Origin of the sequence: Mesorhizobium sp. M7A.F.Ca.CA.002.09.1.1, from assembly GCF_003998555.1 — a bacterium.
Taxonomy (GTDB): Bacteria; Pseudomonadota; Alphaproteobacteria; order Rhizobiales; family Rhizobiaceae; genus Mesorhizobium; species Mesorhizobium ciceri.
This window is the reverse complement of sequence record NZ_RZRR01000757.1, coordinates 1-2,789: the sequence shown is the minus strand read 5'-3', so window position 1 is coordinate 2,789 and position 2,789 is coordinate 1. Positions and strand designations below refer to the sequence as shown.

Genomic DNA, 2,789 nt, shown 5'->3' with positions numbered 1-2,789 from the left:
CAACTTCGAAGATCGAAGCCGACGCAAGACGGATCAATGCGCGGCATCATGAGGTGAAGCCCGGCGAAATCGCCGTTGGCGTCATCATCGGCAGGACGTCGGAATTCTTCGACTTCTTCGTCTACGCGATCGCTTCCGTCATCGTTTTCCCCAAGCTCGTATTTCCATATGCCGACCCGTTGACCGGCACGCTCTACTCCTTCGCCATCTTCGCGCTTGCCTTCATCGCGCGGCCGATCGGGACGGCGATCTTCACCGCGCTCGACCGCGCCTACGGACGCAGCGCCAAGCTCACCATCGCGCTGTTCCTGCTGGGGACCTCGACCGTGTCGATCGCCTTCGTGCCCGGTTACGACCAGATCGGCCCGGCTTCGGCCTGGCTGCTGGCCATGTTCCGGATCGGTCAGGGACTGGCGCTGGGCGGGACATGGGACGGACTTGCCTCGCTGCTGGCGTTGAATGCCCCCGAAAAGCGTCGCGGCTGGTATGCGATGATCCCGCAGCTGGGCGCGCCACTCGGGCTCATCGTCGCCAGTGCCCTGTTTGCATATTTCGTCGGCAACCTGTCGGCTGAAGACTTCTTCAGCTGGGGTTGGCGCTACCCGTTCTTCGTCGCCTTCGCCATCAACGTCGTCGCCCTGTTCGCGCGGCTGCGCATCGTGGTGACGCCGGAATACACCAAACTGTTCGAAGGCCAGGAACTGGAGCCGACTTCCGTCCGCGAGACGTTGCGCGCCGAAGGGCGCACTGTCGTGCTCGGCGCTTTCGCGCCGCTGGCGAGCTTCGCCCTGTTCCACATGGTGACGGTGTTTCCTCTGTCCTGGATCTTCCTGTTCACGCGCGAGGGACCGGCACGGTTCCTGGTCATCGAGACGATCGGAGCCTTCTTCGGCCTGGCGGCAATCGCGATCTCGGGCGTCGTTGCCGACCGGGTCGGGCGCTGGCCCTTGCTTGGAGGCTCGGCGGTGGCCATTGCCGTGTTCAGCGGTTTCGCGCCACAGCTGCTCGATGGCGGCTTCGTCGGAGAGTCCGTCTTCATGGTGTTGGGCTTCGTCCTGCTCGGCCTGTCGTTCGGCCAGTCTTCGGGAGCACTCGCCTCGAATTTTTCAAAGAACTACCGCTATACAGGTGCTGCGCTGACCTCGGATCTCGCCTGGCTGTTCGGCGCCGGCTTCGCCCCCATTGTCGCCCTGTTCCTGTCCGCCCATTTCGGGCTGATCTCGTCAGGCGCCTATCTGCTGTCGGGAGCGCTATGCACGCTGCTGGCGCTGCGGCTCAACCAGCGCCTGGATCGGACTCCCGCTTGAGTGACCTGCTTGGCCAGGGCTGGGGACCTCCCGGCCCAATGACGCTGCACGACAAGACCAACAAGCAGAATTTTCTGCTTCTGATCCAACTGCGCTGGATCGCGGTCGGCGGTCAGATCGTGACGATCCTGTTCGTCCGCTACGCGCTTGGCATCGGGCTGCCGCTGGTGCCGATGGCAGTGGTGATCCTGCTGCTGATCGCTCTCAACGTCGCCAGCCTGCGCCGGCACAGCAGCCAGGACGCGATCACCAACACCGAGCTGTTTCTTGGACTGCTGCTCGACGTCACCGCGTTGACGGTCCAGCTTTACCTGAGCGGCGGCGCGTCCAATCCCTTCATTTCGCTTTACCTGCTCCAGGTCATCCTGGGCGCGGTACTGCTGGAGACATGGTCGGTCTGGGCGCTTGTCCTCATTGCAAGCACGTGCTTCATCGCGCTGACCACCTTCTACCGTGAGATCAGCCTGCCCGCCGCACACGGTGCCGGGCTGTTCAGCCTGCACATTCAGGGCATGTTCATCTGTTTCGTCCTGGCGGCAACGCTTCTGGTGCTGTTCATCACCAGGGTCCAGAACAACATTCGCACCCGCGACGCTCATCTTGCGGATTTGCGCCAGCAATCGGCGGAGGAGGCTCACATCGTCAGGATGGGCCTGCTCGCCTCTGGCGCCGCGCATGAGCTCGGCACGCCGCTGGCTACGCTTTCCGTCATCCTCAACGACTGGCAGCGCATGCCGGTTCTCGAGGCCGATCCGGATCTGGCGCAGGAAATCCGGGAGATGCAGGGCCAGTTGGACCGTTGCAAGAAGATCGTTTCGGGAATCCTGATGTCGTCGGGCGAATTGCGCGGCGAAGGCACGGTTCGCACCTCCGTCGATGCCTTTCTGGCGGAGCTGGTGGCCGAATGGAAGTCGACACGGCTGCCGCAAGGTTTCGAATACACCAGGCGTTTCGGCGCCAACCAGGAGATCGTCTCCGATCCCGCGCTCAAACAGGTGATGTTCAATGTACTGGACAACGCACTTGAAGCGTCGCCTCTATGGGTCGGTTTGATCGTCAGCCGCCACGCGGACGATCTCATCATCGAAGTTGTCGACGCGGGACCGGGATTTGAAGAAGCCATGCTTGCTGAATTCGGCAAGCCCTACACGTCGACCAAGAACCGGCCAGGTAGCGGGCTCGGCCTGTTTCTGGTCGTCAATGTCATCCGCAAGCTGGGGGGTAGCGTCACTGTAAGAAACAGAACCGAGGGGGGAGCTTCGGTTACGTTGCATCTGCCGCTGGCTGCTCTGTCTCCGCGAGGGCACAATGCCGACTGAACGCACGCTGCTGATCGTCGAGGACGACATCGCCTTTGCCAACGCACTGCGCCGGTCTTTCGAACGGCGTGATTACGAAACGCATAGCTGCCGGAGCGTCGACGGCGTGCAGGCGCTGATCGGCACCGTTGCCTTCCAATATGCCGTCGTCGATCTCAAGCTT

The 2,789-nt window shown here is 62.4% G+C and carries 2 protein-coding genes; both read left to right on the top strand.

Going from position 1 to position 2,789, the window contains the following annotated elements:
• The first annotated feature begins 11 nt into the window (after positions 1–11).
• A complete protein-coding gene (locus tag EN994_RS25735) occupies positions 12–1,307 on the top strand; it encodes an MFS transporter (protein WP_027163480.1) in 1,296 nt (431 codons plus the stop codon).
• Positions 1,304–2,626, top strand: coding sequence for an ATP-binding protein (locus EN994_RS25730; RefSeq protein ID WP_013531508.1), 1,323 nt, complete (start codon positions 1,304–1,306; stop codon positions 2,624–2,626). The genes EN994_RS25735 and EN994_RS25730 overlap by 4 nt, the downstream gene beginning before the upstream one ends.
• The last annotated feature ends 163 nt before the right edge of the window (positions 2,627–2,789 follow it).